This window comes from Salipiger aestuarii (assembly GCF_003259905.1).
Classification (GTDB): Bacteria; Pseudomonadota; Alphaproteobacteria; order Rhodobacterales; family Rhodobacteraceae; genus Salipiger; species Salipiger aestuarii.
Genome location: NZ_QLMG01000037.1, coordinates 23469 through 43266 on the forward strand (window position 1 = coordinate 23469; position 19798 = coordinate 43266).

The following is a 19798-nucleotide window of genomic DNA, read 5'->3' on the forward strand; positions in this document are numbered from 1 at the left end:
CCGTCTATGCGGCATGCCCGGCGCATCGCTCAAGATAAAATTCCTTGTGAGGGCATCTTTTACCGGGGAGTCCGGATTTCGATGCCGCAGCTGCACAAGAATGTTGCGCTATGATCCGGTTGGCTCGAAAATGCGGCCATCGAAGAACGAATCCGGCCCCAGGAACAGCCGCCCCGATACCGAGGCGACCGCGGTCGCCTCGGAAAGCGCGCCTTCGATCTTTGAGGAGGCGCCGGGCAGGTCGGCGCGGGTGCCCTGAAGCGCGGCGCGGTACAGATCGCTGCGAAACACCGCGCGCGCGGCCCGTGCCGCCGATGCCCGGTCAAGCCCGGTGCGCGCGGCAAGCTGTATGCCGATCCATTCCGCCTGGCTGCGCCACGGGAACGAGGCGCCGCCGCGATGGAATTCGATGAAGCGGTCGACCTGGCGTTCCTCGCCCCGCGCCGAGATCACCATGCGCCCGGTCAGCGCCCGGTCGAGAATTTCGGCGGGCAGGTCAAGGTATTCCTTGCGGCTCAGCAACTCGGCGGCCAGCGTGGGCGCGCCGGGTTCCGCCAGCCAGCGCCCGGCGCGCCAGACCGCCCGGATCAGGCGGCCCAGCAGGTCGGGTTCCGCCTCGGCCCAGTCGCTGCGCACGGCGAGCACCTTTTCGGGCGAGGATTTCCAGATCGCATTGCCTGGCAGCAGCAAGGTGCCGACGCCGTTTTCGACCGCCATCGAGCCCCAGGGTTCGCCCACGCAGAAGGCATCGATTTCGCCCGCCTCCATCGCCTGCGCCATCAGTGCCGGCGGCACGGTGCGGATGTCGACGTTTTGCGGCGCCGGCATTCCCAGCGCGGTTAGCCAGTAATACAGCAGTTCCGCATGCATCGAGAACGGAAACGGTACGCCCAGCCGCAGCGGATGGCTGGCATGGGCGATCAGCGCCTCGCCCGCCTTGCGCGCGTCGACGTAATCGAAATCATGCCCGCCCGCGCGCATCCGGGCAGCCAGTTCGTTGGACACGCCGATGCCGTCGCCGTTCATCGACAGCACGCTGACGGCGGACAGCGGCGTGCCGGCGCCCCCCAGACCAAGCGCGACGGCGACCGGCACGGGCGAGAGCATATGCGCCGCCTCGACCCGCCCGAAGCTGAGCATGTCGCGCACCGACGACCATGACGGCGCGCGGCGCAGGTCGAGCGCGATGCTTTCTTCGGCGGCGAACCCCATTTCATGCGCAACAATCAGCGGCGCGGCATCGACCAGCGGCAAAAAGCCCAGGGACAGCGTGGCGGCGATCATCCCAGCAGCCCCGCTGCGGTCACCAGCGCCGAGGCGACTTCGGCCACGCGCTTGCCCTGATCCATCGCGGTCTTGCGCAGCAGCGCATAGGCGGCATCCTCGTCGATGCCGCGCGCGCGCATCAGCATGCCCTTGGCGCGGTCGATCATCTTGCGTTCTTCAAGCGCGCGCTTGGTTTCGGCCAGTTCGGTACGCATCCGCTGAAACATGCGGAACCGCGCGATGGCGGCATCCAGCACCGGCTTGACGCGGGTGGCCTTGAGCCCGTCGACCACATAGGCCGACACGCCTGCCTCGATCGCGGCTTCGGTCAGCCCGGCGCCGTCGCGATCCACGAACATCGCCACGGGGCGGTCGAGCGGGCCGGAGGCCAGAGCCAGCTCTTCGAGCATGTCGCGCGACGGGTTTTCCAGGTCGATCAGGACAAGATCGGGTTTCAACGCCTGGATGCGGCGGGCAAGCCCGGTCGGTTCGGCGATGACGTGAACGTCGAAATCCCCCGCGTCGCGCAGGCTGTCGACTATCAGCAAGGCGCGGTCCCGGTCGGGTTCGACGACGACGATTGAAAGAGTGGCTGTCATTCGCAACTCATCGCAGGTCCTTGGGCTTTGTAAAGCGGTCGCCCGCGCCCGCGTCGTCCCGGCGCGGCATCTGCCGCTTTTTGCAGCACACTGATGCCGCTGCGGCGGGCGGCTCTGCCGCACAGGTTTTGTGCGGGGTTGGGGGCTGTCACGCGCACGCGCCTGGCGTAGATGTCACGCACCGCAAGGAGCACAGCCCAGGAGCACAGCATGGAAATCGGCCTTTATACCTTTGGCGACATCGGCACCAACCCGGTCACGGGCGAAAAGGTCGACGCGCGCAAGCGGTTGTCTGACCTCATGGAAGAGATCCGGCTTGCGGATGAGGTCGGGCTGGACGTGTTCGGCCTGGGGGAACATCACCGGCCCAACTACGCGGTCACCTCGCCGCACACGGTGCTGGCGGCGGCGGCGGCGGTGACGCAGCGCATCAGGCTCAGTTCGGCGGTGTCGGTGCTGAGTTCCGACGATCCGGTGCGGGTCTATCAGCAGTTTGCGACGCTGGACAACCTCAGCGGCGGGCGCGCCGAACTGATGGTCGGGCGCGGCAGTTTCATCGAAAGCTTTCCGCTGTTCGGCCATGATCTGAAGGATTACGACGCGCTGTTCGAAGAAAAGCTGGCGATGCTGCTGGAAATCGACACCCACGAACTGCTGCGCTGGCCGGGAACCGATCATACCCAGGCGGTGGACCGGCTGGGGGTGTATCCGCGCCCCGTCAACGGCCATCTTCCGATCTGGATCGCCGCCGGGGGCAGCCCGCAAAGCATGGTGCGCGCGGGCGGTCTGGGCCGTCCGCTGGCGCTGGCGATCATCGGCGGCGAGCCGCGGCGCTTTGCCGGTCTGACCGATCTTTATCGCCGGGCGGCCGCCCAGGCCGGCCACGCGGATGTGGCGCGGGTGTCGATGAACGTGCACGGCTTTGTCGGCACCGATGCCAAGCGCGCGGCGGATGTGTATTATCCCGCGCAAAAGGCGGTGATGGATCAGTTGGGGCGCGAACGCGGCTGGGCTCCGCAAAGCCGGGCGCAGTTCGATGCCTCGATGGGGCCGGAGGGCGCGCAATTCGTCGGATCCCCGGCGCAGATCGTCGACAAGATCCTGTCGCTGCGCGAGGATCTGGGGTTCGACCGGGTGTCCATCCAGATGGCCATCGGGGTGATCGAGCACGCCGAAGTGCTCAGGGCGATCGAGGTGCTTGGAACCCAGGTCGCGCCAGAGCTGCGAAAGGCGGGCTAGCGCCCCGACCGCCCGACGCCCCGACCGCCTAACGCCCCTGACGGCGCGCCATGAACGCAAGCCGTTCGAACAGGTGCACGTCCTGCTCGTTCTTCAGCAGCGCCCCGTGCAGGCGGGGCAGGGCGTTCGTGCCGTCCTGCCTGAGATCTTCGGCATCCAGATCCTCGGCCAGAAGCAGCTTGAGCCAGTCGAGCACTTCGGAGGTCGATGGTTTCTTCTTCAGGCCCGACTGTTCGCGCAGCCCATAGAACTGCGTCAGCGCCTCGGTCAGCAGGGCGGGCTTGATGCCGGGGTGGTGCACCCCGACGATGCGGCGCAGCGTCTCGGGGTCGGGAAAGCGGATGTAGTGAAAAAAACAACGCCGCAGGAACGCGTCGGGCAGTTCCTTTTCGTTGTTCGAGGTGATGATGACGATAGGCCGGGTGCGCGCGCGGATGGTCTGTCCGGTCTCGTAGACGTGAAATTCCATCCGGTCGAGTTCCTGCAACAGGTCGTTGGGGAATTCGATGTCGGCCTTGTCGATTTCGTCGATCAGCAACACGAGTCTTTCGTCGGTGTCGAAGGCCTGCCACAGCTTGCCCTTGCGGATGTAGTTGGCGACGTCATGCACGCGCTCTTCGCCAAGCTGGCTGTCGCGCAACCGGCTGACCGCGTCGTATTCATACAGCCCCTGTTGCGCGCGGGTCGTGGATTTGATGTTCCACTCGATCATCGGCAGGCCAAGCGCACCCGCCACCTGGCGGGCCAGTTCGGTCTTGCCGGTGCCCGGCTCGCCCTTGACCAGCAGTGGGCGTTCCAGGGTGATCGCGGCATTCACCGCAACGGTCAGATCGTCTGTGGCGACATAACTGTCGGTTCCGTCGAAGCGCATGGGGGCCTCCTCCTTGATGTCATCGGAATAAGGGCTGGCGCGCAGGCTTGCAAGCGCGGCGCTCAGGCCGCAAGCCGACCGGGCAGGCGGCGGGCAATCGGGGCCAGCGCGCCAAGGTGCAGCCAGGTGCCGCCCAGCCGGTGCAGGCGCGCGCCGGTGCCCAGCTTGAAATGCATCAGGCCGGGCGAATCATCAGAATTGACAATACCAAGGTCAAGCTGGCTGTGGCCCCTGGCAGACAGATAGGTCATCGCCTTCCACAGCAGGGCGTTCATCGCGTTCAGGCGCCGCCCCTCGGGCAGGGACACGCCCATTTGCCAGGTGGCCATGGGGCCATGGCGCAGCACCGCGATGGCGGCGACGGCAACGCCGTTGTGGCGGGCTTCCCATACCAGGGCATGACCGGGGTTTTCACGCGCAAAGGCGGCGATCAGCGCCGGGGGCAGGGTGCGGTAATGGCGGGTGCGGGCCTGAAGCACCTCGGCGCGCATGATCCAGTGATCGCCGGTAAGCGCATGACGCGTGAGTCGCAGGTCCGCCCGCGCGCTGCGGTTCAGGCGGTTGCGCCATTTTTGCAGCATTGCGGCGCGCATCTGATCGGGCGGGGCAAGCGGCAGAATGGCAAGGGTGGCGGGGGTCATCAGCGGCCAGAACCCGGCGGCGCGCAGCGAGAGGGCATTCTGTTGCGCGGCGTTCAGGATCAGCGGTCGCGCGCGCTGCGCCCGCGCCAGCCTCAGCCAGGTCTCTGGCGGCGTTGGATCGTGCGACACCGGCCCGCGCGACATCAGATCGACCTGTCCGATGACCGGCAGGCGGCGCGATTGTACCAGCCAGCGCATATCCGGATCGTGTTCGGGGCCGGTAAAGCCGCAACGCACGCCAAGCCCGAGCGCCTTGAGCGTCCTGGCGTATTGCGGCGATTGGGTCAGGGGCAGGACAAGCGATTCCATGATCTGCATTAAGGATCTGGAAAGTAAATTCGTGGTTAAACTGAATCATGGCACAGATATTCCAGCGCCAGACGGCGCCCTCATCCCGCGCAGGGGCCACGGCATCCATCGCACCCAGATCGAAACCCACCGCCGCCGCGGCGCTCTTGCTCGCGACGGCGCTGTCGTTGCCCTTTGGGGTGCTGGCGATCTGCCGGATGCCGTTCTAGGCAGAGCCCCGCGTTTCATCGGCCAGCTTGACCAGCGCGTGGCGTTTCTTGCCCGCGCTGAGCTTGATTGGCGCGGCCAGTGCGTCGGCGTCCAGCATCAGCGCGGCGTCGGTCAGCGCGGCATCGTCGATGCGCGCGCCATTCTCGGAAATCAGACGCTTGGCTTCCTTGCCCGACTTCGCCAGCCCCGCGCGCACGATCACCTGCACGATCGACAGACCGCCGCCCAGTTCGTCGCGGGTCAGCTCCAGCGTCGGAAGATCGTCGCCGACGCCGCCCCTTTCGAACACTTCGCGCGCAGTTGCCGCCGCCGCCGCGGCAGCATTAGCACCATGGCACAGGGTGGTGACCTCATTGGCAAGCACGATCTTGGCTTCGTTGATCTCGGACCCTGACAGCGCCCCGAGGCGGTCGCATTCGTCAACCGGCAGCTCTGTGTAGAGCTTCAGGAACCGGCCGACGTCGGCATCCGTCGTGTTGCGCCAGAACTGCCAGAATTCGTAAGGCGACAGCATGTCGGCGTTCAGCCAGACCGCGCCCGCCTGCGATTTGCCCATCTTCTTGCCGTCCGATGTGGTCAGCAAAGGGGATGTCAGGCCAAAGATCTGATGGTCCAGCACCCGCCGCGTCAGGTCGATGCCGTTGACGATATTGCCCCATTGGTCAGAGCCACCAAACTGCACGAGACACCCGTAGCGGCGGTTCAGTTCAAGGAAATCATAGGCTTGCAGGATCATATAGTTGAATTCAAGGAACGACAGCGACTGCTCGCGATCCAGGCGCGATTTCACCGATTCAAACGACAGCATCCGGTTGACCGAAAAATGCCGCCCGATGTCGCGCAGGAAGTCGAGATAATTCAGCCCGTCCAGCCATTCGGCATTGTTAAGCATCAGCGGGGGTGTCGCGGCGTCGTAATCCAGATATTTCGCGAACACCTGCTTGATACCCGCGATGTTGTCGTCAATCTGCGCATTGCTCAGCAGCGGGCGCTCATCGGCGCGAAAGCTCGGGTCGCCCACCTTGGTGGTGCCCCCGCCCATCAGGGTGATCGGCTGGTGGCCGGTTTTTTGCAGCCAACGCAACATCATGATCTGGATCAGACCGCCGACATGCAGCGACTTTGCCGTTGCGTCAAAGCCGATGTACCCCGGCACAACCCCCGCGACAAGCGCCTCGTCAAGGCCCTGATAATCGGTGCAATCGGCCACAAAGCCGCGCTCTGTCATGACGCGCATGAAGTCCGATTTGGGATGGTAGGTCATGGGGGTTCCCTTTATTAATCCGCGCAATCCTATAAGGGCGAGGCGCACAGGAGTGAAGGGCAAGTTGAACAAAGCGCCGGTCTGGGCGCTGGGGGCGATGTCGGGAACATCGCTGGACGGGGTCGACGCGGCCTTGCTGGAAACCGACGGGCAGCAGATTTTCGCGTTCGGAGACAGCGGCTATCGGGCCTATACCGACGCTGAACGTCAGGTGTTGCGCGCGGCACTGGGGCGCTGGCCGGGCGACAATCTGTCGGCCGCGCAGCAGGTTGTCGAAACCGCCCATACCGAACTGCTGGCGCGGTTTCCACAGGCCGGAATTGTCGGATTTCACGGCCAGACCGTGGCGCATGAGCCGCGCGGGCGCGGCACCCACCAGCTTGGCGACGGGGCGGCGCTGGCCGAGGCGCTGGGTCGTGACGTTGTCTGGGATTTCCGCTCGGCGGACGTGGCGCTGGGGGGGCAGGGCGCGCCGCTGGCACCGTTCTTTCATTTTGCCTGTGCCCGCTGGATGGGCGCGACCGAACCTGTGGCGTTTCTCAACCTGGGAGGGGTCGGCAATCTCACCTGGGTCGACCCTCGCAAATCCGGCCCCGAGGAAGCCGGCGCGCTGCTTGCGTTCGATACCGGGCCGGCCAACGCGCCGTTGAATGATCTGGTGGCCGAAAGACTGGGGCTGGAATGTGACCGCGACGGAGCACTGGCCGCGCGGGGCAACGTCGTCGACGGGGCGCTGGAGCTGTTCCTGGAGGACGCTTATTTCCGCCACATCCCTCCCAAATCTCTGGACCGCGACGATTTCGCGCTGATGCTCGACCTCGTACGCGAACTGGGCGACGCGGACGCCGCCGCCACCATGACCGCCATGGCCGCGACCGCCGTGATGCTGGGCATGGAGCATTGTCCGACCGTCCCGGCCCGTCTGCTGGTGACGGGCGGCGGGCGCAAGAACCCGGTAATGATGGCCATGCTGCAAGCCGGACTGGATTGCGCGGTCGAACCGGTCGAGGCTGCGGGGCTGGACGGCGATATGCTTGAAGCACAGGCGTTTGCCTATCTTGCGGTGCGGGTCACACGGCGGCTTCCAACCTCGGCACCCGGCACGACCGGGGTCGCGGCACCGGTGAGCGGCGGTCAGATCGCGCGCGTCTGACCCCGGCGCATCACCAGGCCGCGCCCGACGGCCTGCCTCCGGCGGGAGTTTTTCTGGCAAGATGAAGACAGGGCGCCGCTCTTCATCTTGCCTGTTGAACTCCGGGGGGCTCGCGGGGCGGGGGCAGCGCCCCCTCGACACGCGCTGCTCTTGCGTGCGTTGGGTCTTGACGCCGGGCGCGCCGCAAAATAGCGCATCGGCATGGCACAGGCACCTCTTTTACAACTCTCCGATATCTCGCTGACCTTTGGGGGCGAGCCGGTCTTTTCAGGTCTTTCGTTGAACGTCCAGCCGGGCGATCGGGTGGCGCTTGTCGGGCGCAACGGCTCTGGCAAGTCGACGCTGCTGAAGGTCATGGCGGGACAGGTCGAAAGCGACACGGGCGACCGGGTGGTCCCTTCCGGCACCACCGTGGGCTATATGGAGCAGGACCCGGATCTGTCGGGCTTTGAAACACTTGGGGAGTATGCCGCCGAGGGGCTGGGGCCGGCCGAGATGTATCTTGTCGAGGCCGCAGGCGAAGGGCTGGGGTTTGATCCTGATCGCCCTGTGGCGACCGCGTCGGGGGGCGAGCGGCGCCGTGCGGCACTGGCGCGTCTGATGGCGCGCGACCCTGATGTGATGTTGCTGGACGAGCCGACCAACCACCTTGATATCTCGGCCATTCGCTGGCTGGAGGACGAGCTGAAGCGTACGCGCAAGGCCTTCGTGCTTATCAGCCACGACCGACGCTTTCTGGAAGAATTGACCCGCGCCACGCTGTGGATCGACCGCGGGGCCGTGCGCCGCCAGGAGCAGGGCTTCAAGGGCTTTGAGGATTGGCGCGACAAGATCTGGGCCGAGGAGGACAGCAGTCGACACAAGCTGGATCGCAAGATCAAGGCCGAAGCGAAATGGGCGGTCGAGGGGATCAGCGCGCGGCGTACCCGCAACCAGGGCCGTGTGCGTGCGCTCAAGGCGTTGCGGCAGGATCGCGCCGGCATGATCCGCCGGCAGGGCACTGCGGCGATGGAGCTGGCCTCGGCCCCGGTGTCGGGCAAAAAGGTGATCGAGGCGCAGGACGTGGCCAAGTCCTTTGGCGACAAGGTGATCGTCAGCGGCTTTTCGCTGACCGTGCAGCGCGGCGATCGCGTGGCCTTTGTCGGTCCGAACGGCACTGGAAAAACCACGCTGATCCGGATGCTGATGGGCGAAATCCCAACCGACACGGGCAGCATAAAGCTGGGCACCAACCTGGTTCCGGCAGTGTTCGACCAGTCGCGCGCGCAGCTTGATCCGGACATGTCCCTTTGGGAAAACCTTGTCGGGGACAAGGACATGCGCGTGTCGGGCAAGGCCGATCAGGTGCTGGTGCGGGGCGAACCCAAGCATGTTGTGGGCTATCTCAAGGAATTCCTGTTCGACGAACGCCAGGCACGCGCGCCGGTCCGGTCGCTTTCGGGCGGCGAAAAGGCGCGGTTGTTGCTGGCCAAGCTGATGGCCAGGGAAAGCAACCTTCTGGTGCTGGACGAACCGACCAACGATCTTGATGTTGAAACGCTGGATCTGCTTCAGGACATGTTGGCGGAATACGACGGCACGGTGCTGATCGTCAGCCACGACCGCGATTTCCTTGACCGGGTCGCGACGACGACCGTCGCGATGGAAGGCGATGGCCGCGCCATTGTCTATGCGGGGGGCTGGAGTGACTATCAGACGCAGCGTGCGGCCAGAACGGCTGCTGCCGCAGGGTCAGCCCCGGCAGGCGGGGCAAAGTCGGGCAAGAGCGCGGTGGCAAGACCGGCGGCGAAACCGGCGGGGCTTAGTTTTACCGAAAAGCACCGGCTTGAGGAACTGCCGCAGGTCCTTGCACGGCTTGAGGCCGAGATCGGCAAGCTTGAACACTTGCTGGCGGATCCCGATCTGTTCACCCGGGAACCGGTGAAATTTCGCAAGGCAACCGAGGCATTGACCGAGCGGCAGAACAAGCTGGCCGTCTCCGAAGAGGAATGGCTGGAGCTTGAGGAAAAGGCCGAACAAGGCTGAGAGCGCCGGGCTGGGAAAAATTTTTAGCTAAAAATTTTGGTCCAGGCTCAACCCTCGTCCGGGCCTGTCCTGCGTGCAAACATGCCCATGAAGGTGACGGTGAACAGAATGCGCACCACATGGTGCAGGCTGACCAGCGCCGGGTTCGCCGCAAGGCTGAGCGCGATTACCGACATTTCGGTGACGCCTCCGGGCGCGTAAGCGAGGAAAAGCTGAACAAAGGGCAATTCCGTGACGCGGGCCAGCACCGACGCGAACAGTGCGCCAAGCGTCAGCATCCAGAGCACCGAAACCACACTTAGTCCCGCTGACCGGCGCAACATCGCCAGTGACATGCTGTTGAACCGCAGTCCCAGTGAGACTCCCACCACCACCTGCGCCGTGGCGATCAGCCAGAACGGCAGGTGCAGATCGACCAATCCGGTCAGCGACAGCCCTGCCGTCAAAACCAGCGGCCCGGTGATCTGACCGGCGGGCAGGCGCAGCAAGCGGCCGATCCACAGCCCCCCCAGCGCGGCCGCCAGGATCAGAGGCAGCGACATCGCGGGCAAAGGCGCGGGCGCCATAGCCGTCGCGCCCGCGGCACTGCCGACAGGATGACCCAGCCAAAGCGACAGGCCGGTGGGCAACAGCGTGATCACAAGAATGACGCGCAAAAACTGTTGGGCGGTCAGCACCGGCAGATCGGCACCGGCGCGCTCTCCCATCACAAGGCTTTCCATCAGCCCTCCCGGCATCCCGGCGTAAAAGGCGGTCGCGCGGCTGTAGCCTCCAAGCTGTTGGAAAATGACCATGTTACCCGCATGGGCCAGCAGTACGAAACCGGCCAGCGCTGTCAGGGTCAGCGCAAAATCCCCCACCTCAGCTAACAGGTCCGGCTGCACCTGCGTGCCGATCATGACCCCGATCAGCCCGATAAAGACCGTGCGCAAGCGTTCGGGAAAGCGGTAGTCGCGCAGTAAGGACTGGCCTTGAACCCCCGCGGCAAGCCCCGCGCCCCCAAGGCTGCCCAGCATGAAGGGCATCGGCAGCCCGGCCATCTGCGCACCCAGTCCGCACACCGCCCCGACCGTCAGCATGACGGCGGTCAGCCAGATGGTTCCAAGGGAAAGGGACGTGCCGGTCATCGCCGGGCAACCAAGCAGAGTTTTCCAGCCGGTGCAATGGGCTGACCCTGCCATGCGCGTGACGCCTTGGCTCTGGCTGGAGGGCGCTTTAAACCTCATCCTATGGAGCAGGCGCTATTTATCGGATCGAATATCTATCGGGGGTCCCGCTATGGGGCCCGCCACCCTCTTTCTATCGAACGCGTTCCCGCCGCAACCGATCTTGCGCGCCACATGGGCTGGTTGCCGCCGCATCTGTGCCGCTCCAGCCCACGGGCCAAGCCGCAGGCGCTGCACGCGTTTCACGACCCGGATTACGTCGCCGCCCTGCAAAAGGCCGAGACCGACGGCGTTGTGTCCGGCGACACGCGCGCACGCCATGGGCTAGGTACCGTGTCGAACCCGGTTTTTCCCGAGATGTACCGCCGCCCGGCCACGGCCGTCGGCGGCGGGCTACTCGCGGCGGCACTGGTGATGTCCGGAACGGCGCGGGTCGTGCACAATCCCGGCGGGGGCACGCATCACGCCTTGAAGGACCGTGCCAGCGGCTTTTGCTTTCTAAACGAGCCTGTGCTGACCATCCTTCACCTGCTGCGGCTTGGTGCGCGGCGTGTGGTATATATCGACATCGACGCGCATCACGGCGACGGCGTCGAGATCGCTTTTCACGGGTCGGAGCGGGTGCGGATGATTTCGATCCATGAAGCGCGTCGTTGGCCCTATACCGGCGCGCTTGAGGCTGACGCCGGGGGGGCGGCCTTCAACCTGCCCCTTCCGCGCGACTTCAACGACAGCGAATTTCGCCTGGCGCTGGATGAGTTCATCCTGCCCGCGACCCAGGCGTTCCGGCCCGACGCGGTTTTCCTGCAATGCGGGGCGGATGCGCTGGCCGAGGACCCACTGTCGCGGCTTGCGCTGTCCAACAACAGTCATTTCCGGGCGGTGTCCGCGCTGCGTGATCTTGCTCCAAAACTGATCGTGTCAGGCGGCGGCGGGTATAATCCTTGGACGGTTGCGCGGTGCTGGGCGGGCGTCTGGGCGACGCTGTCGGGCCGGGACATCCCCGATGCGTTGCCCGCGGCGGCGTCAGAACACCTTGGGAGGCTTTCATGGCATCGAAAGGTACGCCCGGACGCGGCTCTGCTGACAACGCTGCGTGATATGCCGCGCGACGGGGAGATAAGAGATGAGATCCGCACAGCCGTGGCGGCGTTGCGCCGCAGGGTTTGACCGCGCATGTGGCTCGCCGGTCGTCATGTAATGCCGGGCCAGCTTGGATAAGCCCGTAGGGTCGGTGCGCACGAAGATTTTTCGTCCGAAAAATCTTCACTCGGAGGTCAGGCCGCGCCTTCGGGCGCAAGATCTTTGCCGCTGGGTGATACAAGATTTTTCGGACGAAAAATCTTGGGCGGCTATTCCACCGTCACCGATTTTGCCAGATTGCGCGGCTGGTCCACGTCCGTTCCCTTGGCCACGGCGGCGTGATAGGCCAGCAACTGCGCGGGCAGCGCATAAAGCAGGGGCGCGAGGCGGCTGTCCACTTCGGGAAGGGTGATTACCTGCCAGACGCCCTCGCCAGCTTCCGCGGCGCCGGTGGCGTCGGTGATCAGGCACACCTTGCCGCCGCGCGCCATGACTTCCTGCATGTTCGACACGGTCTTGTCGAAAAGCGCATCATGCGGGGCCATGACGATCACCGGCACTGTCTTGTCAATCAGCGCGATCGGCCCGTGTTTCAGTTCGCCTGATGCATACGCTTCCGCATGTATATAGCTGATTTCCTTCAGCTTCAGCGCACCTTCAAGCGCGAGTGGGTACATTGTGCCACGCCCGAGGAACAGCACGTCGCGCGCTTCGGAGATCTTTTGTGCGGCCGCTTCGATGCTGGCATCCCTGTCCAAGGCCGCGTTGAAAAGTCCCGGCAGGCCCCTGATCTGTGTCAGCAGGGTGGCGCGGTCCTGTACGCTCATGTGCCCGCGCGCCACTGCCGCCTCGATGGCCAGCAAAAGAAGCACGTTCAGTTGGCAGGTAAAGGCTTTGGTAGAGGCCACTCCGATTTCAACGCCCGCGTGGATCGGCAGTGCCAGATCGCTTTCGCGCGCAATGGAAGACGTCTCGACGTTGACCACCGACAGGATTCTGTCGGCGCGCCCCTTGCAGAAGCGCAGGGCGGCAAGCGTATCTGCGGTTTCGCCCGACTGGCTGACAAAGACCGCAGTGGTTCCCGGCAGGACGGGTGGTTCGCGGTAGCGGAATTCCGACGCAATATCGACTTCGACGGGCAGGCGGGCGAGTTGTTCGAACCAGTATTTCGCGGTGAGGCAGGCGTAAAACGCGGTACCGCACGCCACGAGCGTCAGCCGTTCGATGCGTGAAAAATCCACGCCCTGACCGGGCAGTCGGATGGTGTCGCCTTCCAGATACGCTCCGAGCGCGTCGGCCAGCACAGTGGGTTGTTCCGCGATCTCCTTGGCCATGAAGTGTTTGAAACCCGCCTTGTCGATTCGCGCCGCATCCATTCGGATCTGGCGCATTTCGCGACTGGTCTGGCGGTTCTGCGCGTCAAAGATCTGTGCCCCCGCGCGCGTGATGACGGCCCAGTCGCCCTCTTCCAGATAGGTGATCCGGTCGGTCATGGGGGCGAGCGCAATGGCGTCCGAGCCAAGATACATCTCGCCGTCGCCATGGCCGATGGCCAGCGGAGACCCCTTGCGAGCGGCGATCATCAGGTCCTCTTCGCCGTCGAACAGGAAGGCCAGCGCAAAGGCGCCCTCCAATTGCGCCAGCGTGGCGCGCGCGGCCGCGACCGGGGTCAGGCCGGACTCAAGGTGATGGCGCGCCAGCATCGCGACGGCTTCGGTGTCGGTGTCGGTTTCGGGGTAGTGCCCCTGGGCGGCAAGCCGGGCGCGCAGGTCGCGAAAATTTTCGATGATGCCGTTGTGCACGACGGCGACGGGGCCGGATCGGTGGGGATGGGCGTTTTTTTCGTTGGGCTCGCCATGTGTCGCCCAGCGGGTATGGCCGATGCCGGCCTTGCCGGGCAGAGGGTCGTGTACCAGCCTGTCGGACAGGTTGACAAGCTTGCCCACCGCGCGGCGCCGGTCAAGCCTGCCGCCGTTGACGGTGGCGATCCCGGCGCTGTCATAGCCGCGATACTCCAGACGCTTGAGCGCCTCGACCAGGATGGGGGCCGCCTCGTGTGTGCCCAGAACTCCGACGATACCGCACATGGCCTGCTACCCCTTGGTTTGTTTTTGTTTTTTGGCACGCAGCATGTCACGCAGGGCGCGCGCCATCCCGGGCTTGTTTTCCTGACGGGCGCGCCCGATGGCAAGGTCGCCCGGAGCCACGTTCTTGGTGACGACCGACCCCGACCCGGTCATCGCGCCGTCACCCACCGTCACCGGGGCGACCAGCATGGTGTCGGAACCGATAAACGCGTCCTTGCCGATGGTGGTGCGGTGCTTGAAAAAGCCGTCGTAATTGCAAGTGACGGTGCCCGCGCCGATGTTGGTCCGCTCACCGATGTCGGCGTCACCGATATAGGTCAGGTGGTTGGCCTTGGCGCCCGCGCCGAGATGGGCGTTCTTGATTTCGACGAAATTGCCGACACGGCTGTGCTCCGCCAGTTCGGCGCCGGGGCGCAGCCGGGCGAAGGGGCCGACGATGGCACCGCGGCTGACGTGACACCCTTCGAGATGCGAAAAGGCGCGGATGCGCGCGCCGCTTTCGATGGTCACGCAAGGGCCGAACACCACGTTCGGCTCGATCTCGGCGTCGCGCCCGATCACCGTGTCCCAAGCCAGCCAGACCGTTTCCGGGGCCTGAAGCGCCACGCCGTCTTCCATCAGGCGCAAGCGGGCGCACCGCTGAAAGGCCGCCTCGGCCTGGGCAAGTTCTGCGCGCGAATTCACCCCCAGGGTTTCGGACTCGTCGCAGGGCACGACACCGGCGGACAGCCCGCGGGCGCGGGCGATGGCGACGATGTCGGGCAGGTAATATTCGCCTGCCGCGTTGGAATTGCCGACCTCGGCGATCAGGTCCATCAACAGCGTCGCATCCGCGGCAACGACGCCGGAATTGCACAAGGCGATGGAGCGTTCGTCTTCGGTCGCGTCCTTGTATTCGACAATGCGCAGCAAGGCGTCGCCCTCGGTGACGAGTCGCCCGTATCGGCCGGGATCGGCCGCGTTGAACCCAAGCACGACCACGTCGTGTCGTGAACGGGCGCGCGCCATTTCTTCCAGCTTGTCCTGGCTGATGAAGGGTGTGTCGCCGTACAGCACGATGGCATCGCCGGTGAACCCGTCGAGCGCGGGGGCGGCTTGCGCGACCGCGTGGGCCGTGCCCTTTTGTTCGGTTTGAAGGACAACGCGAGTCTCGGGATCGAAATCCCGCGCAGACGCCCCGACCATGTCGGCCTCGTGCCCGGTGACGACAACCGTACGCTCCGGCGCCAGCGCCTGGCCTGCGCGCATGGCATGCCAGAGCATCGGTGCGTGGGCGATGCGGTGCAGCACCTTGGGAAGGTCGGACCCCATGCGGGTGCCCTTTCCCGCGGCAAGGATGATGAGAGCGATGCTCATGCTGGGTTTTCCCGTTTGTGTTCTGCCTGTGCATACGTTCTATCGGGTCCGCAGGCAGGAGCAAGCCAGCAGGCATCACGTCTGATTTCGACATATGACAGGACAAGGGCAGAACATGCGGGCGGTGATCTTCGACCTCGACGGCACGCTGGCGGACACAAGCGGCGACCTGATCGCGGCCGCGAACCGCTGTTTCGAAAGCATGGGCCAGGGCGTGCGGCTTGATCCGGTTGCCGACGCGCACACCGCGTTTCGCGGGGCGCGCGCGATGCTGGGGTTGGGGCTGCGGCGGGCAGAGGCCTTTGACACCGATCTGGTGGAGAGCTGGTACCCCCGTCTGCTGGGGTTCTACGATGAGGCGATCGACGTGCACACGCGGCTTTATCCCGGAGCAATCGACGCGGTCCGGTCCTTGCGCGGCGCGGGTGTTCGCGTCGGCATCTGCACCAACAAGCCCGAGGCGCTTGCGCAAACGCTGCTGGCGCGCCTTGGCGTGCGCGATCTGTTCGGATCGGTGATCGGCGCCGACACCCTGACGGTCCGCAAGCCGGACCCCGCGCCCTTTGTCGCGGCGGTGCGCCGGGCGGGGGGCGATCCGGCGCGCAGTCTTCTGGTCGGCGATACCGAAACCGATCGCAAGACAGCGGCGGCGGCCGGCGTTCCATGCATTCTCGTGACGTTTGGCCCTGACGGCGATGCGGTCAACGCGCTGTCCCCCGAGGGGCTTATCGGCGATTTCGGCGCGCTGGACGCCGAAGTTGCGCGGCTGCTGGGCTAAGGGCCGAAGATCTTTCGGACGAAAGATCTTCTCTTGCGTCTCAAACAAGATTTTTCGGACGAAAAATCTTGGGGCGGCGGCGATTGACGGGGCAGCGTGCGAAGCGCATGACTGGCGCCATGACAGAGCGTTTCACCGGCAGCTTCACCCAGCAGGAACCGATTCCGGAGGCCGCGATCGCTGCCGCGCTCAAGGTGCTGGGGCACGGGCGTCTGCACCGGTACAACACCGCGCCGGGCGAATTGTCCGAGGTTGCGCGACTGGAGCTGGACGTCGCCGCCTTTACGGGGGCCCGCTACGCGCTGGCGGTCGCCTCGGGGGGCTACGCGCTTGGCTGCGCGCTGCGCGCCGCGGGGGTGGCCCCTGGTCATCGCGTGCTGACCAATGCCTTCACGCTGGCGCCCGTACCCGGCGCAATCGCCGCGCTGGGGGCGGTGCCCGTCTTCGTCGAGGTGACCGAGGCGCTGACCATAGACCTGCAGGATCTGGCGCGGAAACTCGGGCAGGCACGGGTGTTGATGCTGTCACACATGCGCGGGCACATCTGCGACATGGACCGGCTGATGGCCATGTGCGACGCGGCCGACGTCACCGTGATCGAGGATTGCGCCCACACCATGGGGGCGGCGTGGAAGGGGGTGCCATCGGGGCGGCACGGGGCTGTGGGATGCTATTCCACCCAGACCTACAAGCACATAAACTCGGGCGAAGGCGGTTTTCTCGTCACCGATGATGACGACATTGCCGCGCGCGCGATCCTGCTGTCGGGATCCTATATGCTGTACGAACGTCACGCCGCCGCGCCGCCGCCCGACGTGTTCGAGCGGATCAAATACGACATCCCCAACGTGTCGGGCCGCATGGACAACCTGCGCGCGGCCATCCTGCGTCCGCAGCTTGCCGCATTGCCCGACCAGGTCCTGCGCTGGAACGCCCGCTACGCTGCGGTCGCGCACGGGCTGAGCGACACCCCCGGTCTTGCGATCATCGAGCGCCCCGAACCCGAAAGCTTCGTCGGGTCGTCCTTTCAGTTCCTGCTGACGGACTGGGCGCCGGACGCGATCCGTGCCTTGCTGGGCCGGTGCGCCGCGCGCGGGGTCGACCTCAAGTGGTTCGGCGCGCCGGAACCCGCCGCCTTCACGTCCCGCTATGACAGCTGGCATTACGCGGCGACCGCGCCGCTGCCCGCCACCGACCGCATCCTTGCGGGCCTTGTCGACATGCGCCTTCCGCTGACCTTCAGCGTCGAGGATTGCGCGCAGATTGCCCGGATCATCCGGGCCGAAGCGGGCGCGCTCTTTCAGCGGGGCTGACAGGCCGGAAATGCAACCGCCGGCGACACGACCGGCCCGGCCGTTGCAGGAGTGCCGGGATCATCAGGGAGACTTTGGACATGACCACACCCGTTCTTGACACCATCCCCGAAACCGCGCTGGCCTGGCACCGGGACGGGCGCCGCGCGGCGCTTGCCACGGTGATCGAAACCTGGGGCTCTGCGCCCCGCCGTGTCGGCGCGCAGCTGGCGGTGTCGGGGCGCGGCGAGATCGAAGGCTCGGTCTCGGGCGGCTGCGTCGAAGGCGCCGTCATCGTCGAGGCGCTTGAGGCGCTCGAAGACGGCGCCGCGCGCGAGCTGGAATTCGGCGTCTCGGATGACGATGCCTTTGCCGTCGGGCTGGCCTGCGGCGGCACCATCCGCGTGCTGGTCGAACCCGTTGGCGGCGCTCTGCCCGAACCGCTGCTGGCAGAGCTGTGCGATGCCCGCGCGGCCCGCACCCCGGTCGCCTATGTCGCGGATCTGGACACCGGCGCGCGCCACCTTGACCGGGGCGGGCATGAGACGCGCTTTCGCATGGATCGTTCCGGCTTTGACGAGGGCAGCCGCAGCTTCGTTGGCATCCACAATCCGCCGCTCAAGCTGGTGATCGTGGGGGCGGTGCATATCGCGCAGGCTCTGGTGCCGATGGCCCGGATCGCGGGTTTCGATCCCGCCATCGTCGATCCGCGCGAGGCCTTTGGTGCCGGCGCGCGCTTCCCCGGCGAGACGCTGCTGAACGACTGGCCCGACGAGGCGGTGGCAAGGCTTGGACTCGATTCGCGCACGGCCCTTGTCCTGTTGACCCATGACCCCAAGCTGGACGATCCGGCACTGGAATCGGCCTTGACCTCGCAATGCTTCTACATCGGTGCGCTGGGATCGTCCCGCACCCAGGCCAAACGGGCCGAGCGGATGCGGCAGGCGGGGTTCTCGGGCGATGATATCGCGCGCATCCATGGCCCCGTCGGCCTTGACATCGGGGCGGCAGGCCCGTCCGAAATCGCGGTATCGATCCTTGCGGAAATGATCCGGGTGCTGAGGAAGGGCGCATGAAATTCGGGCCTGTCCCCCTGCAGGAGGCGCTTGGCGGCGTGCTGGCCCATTCGGTGGCGCTGACGCGGGGCAGGCTGCGCAAGGGGCGGGTGCTTGACGCCGCGGACATCTCGGCGCTGGGGGCTGATGGCCATAACCATGTGGTGATCGCCAGGCTGGAACCCGGCGACGTGGGCGAGGATGCGGCCGCATCCCGCCTTGCCGCCGCGCTGGTGCCCGATCCGCACACCGCCGGTCTGCGGATCGGGGCCGCGTCGACCGGGCGAGTCAATCTGCACAGCCTCGGGCCGGGCTTGCTGGAACTGGACACGACGCGGATCGACGCCGCCAACGCTGTCCATCCCATGATCACCGTGGCGACGCTGCGCCCCTGGTCGCGCTGCGCAGAGGGCACCATGGTCGCCACGATCAAGATCATCTCTTATGCGGTGCCGTCCGATGCCCTGGTCGCGGCCTCGGCGGCGGGCGCGCGCGCCCTGGCGCTGCGCCCCCCGGTGCTGCGTACGGCCGAGCTGATCGAAACCAGCATCGGCGCCGGCGCCACGGGCAAGGGGCGGCGCGCCATACGCCAGCGGCTTCAACGCCTTGGCGCGGATCTGTCGCGCACACGGCTGGTCGCGCACGACACCGCCCCCCTGGCGGAAGCGATCGCGTCAAGCGCCGCTGATGTGATCCTTGTCCTGACCGGATCGGCGACCTCTGACCTGTACGATACCGCGCCCGAGGCACTGCGCGCTGCGGGCGGCACCGTCACGCATTTCGGAATGCCCGTCGATCCCGGCAATCTGCTGTTTTACGGCGATCTCGGCGGGACCCCGGTGATCGGCCTGCCTGGCTGCGCGCGCTCGCCCGCGCTGAACGGGGCCGACTGGGTGCTTGAACGCATCCTGTGCGGGGTAACGATCGGCGAAGGCGACATCATGCGCATGGGCGTCGGCGGTCTGCTCAAGGAGCCGCCCTCGCGCCCGCGCCCCCGCGAATGAGGCGTCCCTGACATCGGTACAGCCGGCGCGGCGCGTGCCCTGGTTCTGCCCGCACCTCGCCCCCTTAGTGTCCATCCGGGAACATCTTGAATCTTTGGAATCACTTGTGAATCCTTGGCGGAGGCAAGGTTTTGCAGGAGCTTTTGGATGTGGACCAACGAGAACCGCGGTCGTTATGATCGCAGTGGACTGCGCTATCCCAGCGATTTGACGGACGAGGAATGGGGGATCATTTCTCCGCTGATCCCGCCCGCGAAGCGGGGCGGCAACAAGCGGACGGTCGTGATGCGGGAGGTCGTCAACGGGCTGATGTATATTCTCGGCACCGGATGCCAGTGGGCTGCGCTGCCGAAGGACTTGCCGCCGCGCAGCACGGTAAACGACTATTTCTGCCGCTGGA

At 65.8% G+C, this 19798-nt stretch carries 18 protein-coding genes; 10 read left to right on the plus strand and 8 right to left on the minus strand.

Annotation, left to right across the window (positions count from 1 at the left end; translation table 11 throughout):
- Nucleotides 1-108 precede the first annotated feature (108 nt).
- Nucleotides 109-1284 (minus strand): CmpA/NrtA family ABC transporter substrate-binding protein, encoded by a 1176-nt coding sequence (locus ATI53_RS16650; RefSeq protein ID WP_009502874.1) that lies wholly within the window; start codon nt 1282-1284, stop codon nt 109-111.
- Nucleotides 1281-1865 carry an ANTAR domain-containing response regulator gene (locus tag ATI53_RS16655; RefSeq protein ID WP_111550902.1) on the minus strand — a complete coding sequence of 195 codons (585 nt, stop codon included), beginning with the start codon at nt 1863-1865 and terminating at the stop codon, nt 1281-1283. The genes ATI53_RS16650 and ATI53_RS16655 overlap by 4 nt, the downstream gene beginning before the upstream one ends.
- Before the next feature lie 210 nt (nt 1866-2075).
- On the opposite strand from ATI53_RS16655, the gene ATI53_RS16660 reads away from it, so the two are divergent.
- Complete coding sequence (locus ATI53_RS16660) at nt 2076-3104, plus strand: Atu2307/SP_0267 family LLM class monooxygenase (protein WP_009502872.1); 1029 nt, start codon at nt 2076-2078, stop codon at nt 3102-3104.
- Nucleotides 3105-3132: 28 nt separating this feature from the next.
- Here the strand turns inward: ATI53_RS16660 and ATI53_RS16665 are convergent, their stop codons facing one another.
- Together ATI53_RS16665 and ATI53_RS16670 are read right to left on the minus strand one after the other, a co-directional pair.
- Entirely contained in the window at nt 3133-3975 is an 843-nt protein-coding gene (locus ATI53_RS16665; protein WP_009502871.1) for an AAA family ATPase, read from the minus strand.
- Nucleotides 3976-4037: 62 nt separating this feature from the next.
- Nucleotides 4038-4925 carry a GNAT family N-acetyltransferase gene (locus ATI53_RS16670; protein WP_249033405.1) on the minus strand — a complete coding sequence of 296 codons (888 nt, stop codon included), beginning with the start codon at nt 4923-4925 and terminating at the stop codon, nt 4038-4040.
- Between the two features lie 47 nt (nt 4926-4972).
- Here ATI53_RS16670 and ATI53_RS23385 point away from each other — a divergent pair, with 47 nt between their 5' ends.
- Complete coding sequence (locus ATI53_RS23385) at nt 4973-5134, plus strand: hypothetical protein (RefSeq protein ID WP_009502869.1); 162 nt, start codon at nt 4973-4975, stop codon at nt 5132-5134.
- Here the strand turns inward: ATI53_RS23385 and tyrS are convergent.
- Nucleotides 5131-6399 (minus strand): tyrosine--tRNA ligase, encoded by a 1269-nt coding sequence (gene tyrS, locus ATI53_RS16675; protein WP_111550904.1) that lies wholly within the window; start codon nt 6397-6399, stop codon nt 5131-5133. The two genes, ATI53_RS23385 and tyrS, sit on opposite strands and share 4 nt — an antisense overlap.
- Before the next feature lie 97 nt (nt 6400-6496).
- On the opposite strand from tyrS, the gene ATI53_RS16680 reads away from it, so the two are divergent.
- Together ATI53_RS16680 and ATI53_RS16685 are read left to right on the plus strand one after the other, a co-directional pair.
- Nucleotides 6497-7552: an anhydro-N-acetylmuramic acid kinase gene (locus ATI53_RS16680; RefSeq protein ID WP_240778621.1), complete on the plus strand. Its 1056-nt coding sequence runs from the start codon at nt 6497-6499 to the stop codon at nt 7550-7552.
- Nucleotides 7553-7753: 201 nt separating this feature from the next.
- Nucleotides 7754-9577 (plus strand): ABC-F family ATP-binding cassette domain-containing protein, encoded by a 1824-nt coding sequence (locus tag ATI53_RS16685; RefSeq protein ID WP_009502866.1) that lies wholly within the window; start codon nt 7754-7756, stop codon nt 9575-9577.
- A gap of 47 nt (nt 9578-9624) precedes the next feature.
- Here the strand turns inward: ATI53_RS16685 and ATI53_RS16690 are convergent, their stop codons facing one another.
- On the minus strand, nt 9625-10758 hold the full coding sequence (locus ATI53_RS16690) for an AbrB family protein (protein WP_375342742.1): 1134 nt from the start codon (nt 10756-10758) through the stop codon (nt 9625-9627).
- 48 nt (nt 10759-10806) lie between these two features.
- Between ATI53_RS16690 and ATI53_RS16695 the strand changes: the two genes are divergently transcribed.
- The gene (locus tag ATI53_RS16695) at nt 10807-11913 is read left to right on the plus strand and encodes an acetoin utilization protein AcuC (RefSeq protein WP_111550906.1); all 1107 of its coding nucleotides are present in this window, start codon (nt 10807-10809) and stop codon (nt 11911-11913) included.
- 182 nt (nt 11914-12095) lie between these two features.
- Here ATI53_RS16695 and glmS read toward each other — a convergent pair whose 3' ends face one another.
- Complete coding sequence (glmS, locus tag ATI53_RS16700; protein ID WP_111550907.1) at nt 12096-13913, minus strand: glutamine--fructose-6-phosphate transaminase (isomerizing); 1818 nt, start codon at nt 13911-13913, stop codon at nt 12096-12098.
- 6 nt (nt 13914-13919) lie between these two features.
- Complete coding sequence (gene glmU, locus ATI53_RS16705; RefSeq protein WP_111550908.1) at nt 13920-15269, minus strand: bifunctional UDP-N-acetylglucosamine diphosphorylase/glucosamine-1-phosphate N-acetyltransferase GlmU; 1350 nt, start codon at nt 15267-15269, stop codon at nt 13920-13922.
- Between the two features lie 115 nt (nt 15270-15384).
- Here glmU and ATI53_RS16710 point away from each other — a divergent pair, with 115 nt between their 5' ends.
- The 5 genes from ATI53_RS16710 to ATI53_RS16730 form a co-directional block, all read left to right on the plus strand.
- Nucleotides 15385-16047: an HAD-IA family hydrolase gene (locus ATI53_RS16710; protein ID WP_111550909.1), complete on the plus strand. Its 663-nt coding sequence runs from the start codon at nt 15385-15387 to the stop codon at nt 16045-16047.
- Between the two features lie 119 nt (nt 16048-16166).
- Nucleotides 16167-17360 carry a DegT/DnrJ/EryC1/StrS family aminotransferase gene (locus ATI53_RS16715; RefSeq protein WP_009502860.1) on the plus strand — a complete coding sequence of 398 codons (1194 nt, stop codon included), beginning with the start codon at nt 16167-16169 and terminating at the stop codon, nt 17358-17360.
- Nucleotides 17361-17440: 80 nt separating this feature from the next.
- Nucleotides 17441-18415, plus strand: coding sequence for an XdhC family protein (locus ATI53_RS16720; RefSeq protein ID WP_111550910.1), 975 nt, complete (start codon nt 17441-17443; stop codon nt 18413-18415).
- Nucleotides 18412-19398, plus strand: coding sequence for a molybdopterin-binding protein (locus tag ATI53_RS16725; RefSeq protein WP_111550911.1), 987 nt, complete (start codon nt 18412-18414; stop codon nt 19396-19398). The genes ATI53_RS16720 and ATI53_RS16725 overlap by 4 nt, the downstream gene beginning before the upstream one ends.
- Before the next feature lie 147 nt (nt 19399-19545).
- A partial coding sequence (locus ATI53_RS16730) for a transposase (RefSeq protein WP_146609947.1) occupies nt 19546-19798 on the plus strand: 253 nt, incomplete at its 3' end.

Excerpts from the sequence above, each read along its gene's own strand:
- ATI53_RS16650 (WP_009502874.1), bottom strand. The coding sequence starts at position 1,284 with ATGATCGCCGCCACGCTGTCCCTGGGCTTTTTGCCGCTGGTCGATGCC.
- ATI53_RS16655 (WP_111550902.1), bottom strand. The coding sequence starts at position 1,865 with ATGACAGCCACTCTTTCAATCGTCGTCGTCGAACCCGACCGGGACCGC.
- ATI53_RS16660 (WP_009502872.1), top strand. The coding sequence starts at position 2,076 with ATGGAAATCGGCCTTTATACCTTTGGCGACATCGGCACCAACCCGGTC.
- ATI53_RS16665 (WP_009502871.1), bottom strand. The coding sequence starts at position 3,975 with ATGCGCTTCGACGGAACCGACAGTTATGTCGCCACAGACGATCTGACC.
- ATI53_RS16670 (WP_249033405.1), bottom strand. The coding sequence starts at position 4,925 with ATGGAATCGCTTGTCCTGCCCCTGACCCAATCGCCGCAATACGCCAGG.
- ATI53_RS23385 (WP_009502869.1), top strand. The coding sequence starts at position 4,973 with ATGGCACAGATATTCCAGCGCCAGACGGCGCCCTCATCCCGCGCAGGG.
- tyrS (WP_111550904.1), bottom strand. The coding sequence starts at position 6,399 with ATGACCTACCATCCCAAATCGGACTTCATGCGCGTCATGACAGAGCGC.
- ATI53_RS16680 (WP_240778621.1), top strand. The coding sequence starts at position 6,497 with ATGTCGGGAACATCGCTGGACGGGGTCGACGCGGCCTTGCTGGAAACC.
- ATI53_RS16685 (WP_009502866.1), top strand. The coding sequence starts at position 7,754 with ATGGCACAGGCACCTCTTTTACAACTCTCCGATATCTCGCTGACCTTT.
- ATI53_RS16690 (WP_375342742.1), bottom strand. The coding sequence starts at position 10,758 with ATGGCAGGGTCAGCCCATTGCACCGGCTGGAAAACTCTGCTTGGTTGC.
- ATI53_RS16695 (WP_111550906.1), top strand. The coding sequence starts at position 10,807 with ATGGAGCAGGCGCTATTTATCGGATCGAATATCTATCGGGGGTCCCGC.
- glmS (WP_111550907.1), bottom strand. The coding sequence starts at position 13,913 with ATGTGCGGTATCGTCGGAGTTCTGGGCACACACGAGGCGGCCCCCATC.
- glmU (WP_111550908.1), bottom strand. The coding sequence starts at position 15,269 with ATGAGCATCGCTCTCATCATCCTTGCCGCGGGAAAGGGCACCCGCATG.
- ATI53_RS16710 (WP_111550909.1), top strand. The coding sequence starts at position 15,385 with ATGCGGGCGGTGATCTTCGACCTCGACGGCACGCTGGCGGACACAAGC.
- ATI53_RS16715 (WP_009502860.1), top strand. The coding sequence starts at position 16,167 with ATGACAGAGCGTTTCACCGGCAGCTTCACCCAGCAGGAACCGATTCCG.
- ATI53_RS16720 (WP_111550910.1), top strand. The coding sequence starts at position 17,441 with ATGACCACACCCGTTCTTGACACCATCCCCGAAACCGCGCTGGCCTGG.
- ATI53_RS16725 (WP_111550911.1), top strand. The coding sequence starts at position 18,412 with ATGAAATTCGGGCCTGTCCCCCTGCAGGAGGCGCTTGGCGGCGTGCTG.